Raw genomic sequence first — 3,902 nt, forward strand, 5'->3', positions numbered from 1 at the left:
AGGCGGGCGGGCCGCCGCGGGCGGATCCCCCCGGCGGGCCCGGGCGCCCCGCACGGACCCCCCCGGCGGACGGGCGCGGACCGGGACCGGGCGGAAGGGGATCGCGGTGACCCCGGTGCAGGCGGCCCTGGCCGTCGTGATCACCGTCGCGATCGTCATGCTGGCGGCCTCGGTGCGGGTGCTCAGGGAGTACGAGCGCGGGGTGGCGTTCCGGCTCGGCCGGCTGCGCGCCCCGTTGCAGCCCGGTGTGCGGCTGATGTTCCCCGGGCTGGACAGGCTGGTCCGCGTCGACCTGCGGGTGGTCACCCTGACGATTCCCCCGCAGGAGGTCATCACGAAGGACAACGTGTCGGCCCGGGTCAACGCCGTCGTGCTCTTCAAGATCGTCGATCCGGTCCGGTCGGTGATGGCGGTGGAGAACCACGCGGTCGCCACATCCCAGATCGCGCAGACCACGTTGCGGTCGGTCGTCGGACGCGCCGACCTCGACACGCTCCTGGCCCATCGGGCGACCTCAACGAGGACCTCACCATGAGCATCGACGCCCAGACCGGACCGTGGGGGGTGCAGGTGCAGGTCGTGGAGATCAAGGACGTCGAGATCCCCGAGGCGATGCAGCGCGCCATGGCCAGGGAGGCCGAGGCGGAGCGGGAGCGGCGCGCCAAGGTGATCGGCGCCCGCGGCGAACTCCAGGCCTCCGAGGAGCTGCGCCAGGCCGCGGACACGCTCAGCAGGAGTCCGGCCGCCCTGCAACTGCGTTATCTGCAGACCTTGCTGGAGCTCGGCGCCGACCAGAACTCCACCATCGTCTTCCCTCTGCCCATCGACATCATCGGACCGTTCCTGGAGAGGCTCCCCTCTGCGATGAACGGAGCCCCCGTCACGAGGAGGAACCCGTGACCGCACCCACCCCGGCCTCCGGCTCCGGCCCAGGTCCCGGCTCAGGCCCGGGCTCCGGATCCGGCCCAGGTCCCGGCTCCGGAGCGCACGAGCACCCGGAGCCGCGCGGGCTCCACATGATGATCCTCGGCTCGGTCCTGGCCGTGCTCGCCCCGCTCGCCGGGTTCCTCGGGGGCAGCATGGCGGGCCACTCGGGCGGCACCACCGGTCTGAGCCCGTTGTTCCTGTGGATGTTCGGCGGGCTGGTCATCGGCGCGATCGGCGCGGTCATCGCCATCACCGGCGGTCTGCGCTGGGTCCGTGCGCGACACGTCCGCAAGTGGCACTCGGAAGAGGACGACTGAGCAGGACAAATACACCTATACAGCCACATACTGGATTCGGTGCAGCAGATCGTATACATCATATAAAAAGTCATTAACGTGACAAAAATCGTGTGACGCGATAGAAACAACACCCGTCGCCCCCGTATGCGGTACCCCTGATGCCTCTGACGGCACCGCGGCCGGGAGCGTCCCGTCAACGTCGAAGAGTCACCCCGAGCCCTCGACTGCGGCCTGCGGGCCGCAGCGGGCCCGCCCCAACCGGAGAGGCCGCGCATGGACGCCCGTCGCATCCTCATGGGCACACCTCGTCTCCACCGTATTGTTAGCGCTCACAGCAGTGTGAACGCACGCCTCGCCGGCCGAGACCGGAGATCCCTCGGCGCAGGCGGTGATTCCCGGCACGACGGGAACATTCCACGAACAGCACTGAAAGGCTGGATAGTGACTCTGTCCACCGTTACACGGCGGGCCTGTATCGCCGCATTCGCCCTCACGACGCTCGTCGGCACCACGACGACGGCGACCGCCTCAGCGGCGGCCGCCCCGGCCGCCGGGTCCTACACCCTGGTCAACGCCGCCAGCGGCCTGTGCCTCGACGTCAAGGCCAAGAGCACCGCCGACGGCGCCCAGCTCGTCCAGTACGCCTGCAACGGCGGTGCCAACCAGACCTGGGCCCTGACCGACGTCACCGGCGGCCGGCGGCTGACCGCCGCCCACAGCGGCAAGTGCGCCGGCATCTCCGGCAACAGCACCTCCGCGGGCAAGGCCGCCCTTCAGCAGACCTGCTCTGAAAGCGCTTTCCACACCTGGCGGCTCGACCAGGTCTCCGGCAGCACCTACCGCGTCGTCAACCTCGGCAGCGCCAAGTGCCTCAACGTCAAGGACTCCTCCACCGCCAACGACGCCACCGTCCAGCAGAACTCCTGCGACACCGCCGCCGGCAAGCGCTGGACGCTCAAGCCCGCCGGGGCCGCCCCCGCCCCGGCCCCCACCGCGACGGCCAAGCCGACCACCAAGCCGACCGCCACCCCCACCGCCAAGCCCACGGCCGCTCCCACGACGGCCCCCACCGCCACGCCGCTGCCCGGCTGGCCCACGGCCAAGGGACAGCAGCCGGTCACCGCCACCATCCCCGTCAGCGGACCCTATGACGGCGGCATGAAGCGCTTCTACGGCTCCGGCAAGCTCGGCGGCGACGGCCAGGACGAGGGCCAGGACCCGATCTTCAAGCTGGCCGACGGCGCCGTCCTGCAGAACGTGATCATCGGTTCGCCCGGCGCCGACGGCATCCACTGCACCGGCACCTGCACGCTGAAGAACGTCTGGTGGGAGGACATCGGCGAGGACGCCGCCACCTTCAAGGGCACCAGCGCCTCCCAGACCATGACCATCGACGGCGGCGGCGCCAGGGCCGGCTCCGACAAGGTCTTCCAGCACAACGGTCCCGGCACCATGGTGCTGAAGAACCTGCGGGTGGAGAACTTCGGCAAGCTCTACCGCTCCTGCGGCAACTGCTCCAAGCAGTACGCCCGCCACGTCGTCGTCTCCAACGTCCAGGTGACCGCCCCGGCCAAGTCGCTCGTCGGGATCAACCCCAACTACGGCGACACCGCGAAGCTCTCGGGGATCACGATCATCGGCGACCCCGGCAAGAAGATCGCGATCTGCGACCGGTACAAGGGCGTCACCAAGGGCGAGCCCGGCAAGACCGGCACCGGCCCCGACGGCGTGAGCTGCCTGTACTCCGCCTCCGCCATCACCTACAAGTAAGCCCCTCCGGAGCACCGCCGGGCGACGGTCCCACCCGGCGGCGCTGCGGCGGTGCCGCGACCACCTTTAGAACCCAAGCCGCAAGTGGGGCCAAATGGAACCGTCCTAGCCATGCAGCCGCCGAGACGATCACCATCACGCTCTCCTCACCCAGCTCCGGAACCGGCTTGGGCCCATCAACAACGATGACGTTGACCATCGCCGCCAGCGACCAGCGCCCCGACGCCTTGATCAGCACCTCCGCGAGCTCCGGCTACGCAGGCAGCAACATCTACGCCACCGGTGCGACGACGGCGCGGACCAAGACGACCACGGTGCGCCGGACCGGGCGGACACTCACCCCGCGCGGCTTCTACGTCCGCGTCTACAACGACGGCGACTCCACCGCCGTCATCGCCATCAAGGGCAGCCGCGCATCCTCCGGGTCCACGGTCCGCTACTTCTCCGGCAACACCAACGTCACCGGCACAATGCAATCAGCCTCCGGCCTGCGCGTCGCCCTGGCGCTCGGTGCCTACCGACTGATCGGCGTCCAGCTGCAACTCTCCTCCGCCGTTCCCGTGGGCTCGACCCGGTACGCCAGCGTCTCGGGCACCTGGAGCGGCGACGGCACCCGCAGCGACCTGGTCAGAGCAGCAGTCAAAGTCATCCGCTGAGCTGCCCCGAACCGGGCCATAGGGATATCAGAAGGTGTTCACCGGGCGCGCATGCTGAGATCACGGCCTGGTGGCGGCGCGGAGCCTTGACGTCAGGCCGCGAGCAGAGAGACGGAAACGTAAACGACCAGGAGCAGCGCAACCGAAAGGGCGAGCAGCCACCGGGGAGTGCGGGGCATGGCCAGCCAGGCTGCGGCCGGGTAGGCGATCACGCCGCTGAAAACGATGAGCTTGAGGGAGACGTCGGCCA

Annotated in this window: 3 protein-coding genes and 1 pseudogene; all 4 read left to right on the forward strand. The window is 69.6% G+C overall.

What is annotated here, in order from left to right; genetic code table 11:
- The first annotated feature begins 157 nt into the window (after window positions 1–157).
- The 4 genes and pseudogenes from ACWJ6R_RS31780 (at window position 158) to ACWJ6R_RS31795 (ending at window position 3,652) form a co-directional block, all read left to right on the forward strand.
- A pseudogene (locus ACWJ6R_RS31780) lies at window positions 158–900 on the forward strand (slipin family protein).
- Window positions 897–1,244, forward strand: a complete 348-nt coding sequence (locus ACWJ6R_RS31785) for a hypothetical protein (RefSeq protein WP_449065759.1) — start codon at window positions 897–899, stop codon at window positions 1,242–1,244. Before ACWJ6R_RS31780 ends, ACWJ6R_RS31785 begins: the two are co-directional and overlap by 4 nt.
- Window positions 1,245–1,667: 423 nt before the next feature.
- Window positions 1,668–2,996: a pectate lyase gene (locus tag ACWJ6R_RS31790; RefSeq protein ID WP_449065760.1), complete on the forward strand. Its 1,329-nt coding sequence runs from the start codon at window positions 1,668–1,670 to the stop codon at window positions 2,994–2,996.
- Between the two features lie 185 nt (window positions 2,997–3,181).
- Window positions 3,182–3,652, forward strand: coding sequence for a hypothetical protein (locus ACWJ6R_RS31795; RefSeq protein WP_449065761.1), 471 nt, complete (start codon window positions 3,182–3,184; stop codon window positions 3,650–3,652).
- The last annotated feature ends 250 nt before the right edge of the window (window positions 3,653–3,902 follow it).

This window comes from Planomonospora algeriensis (genome assembly GCF_977012225.1).

Bases quoted from the DNA above. Each gene is read 5' to 3' on its own strand.
- ACWJ6R_RS31795 (WP_449065761.1), top strand. From the start codon at position 3,182: ATGACGTTGACCATCGCCGCCAGCGACCAGCGCCCCGACGCCTTGATC.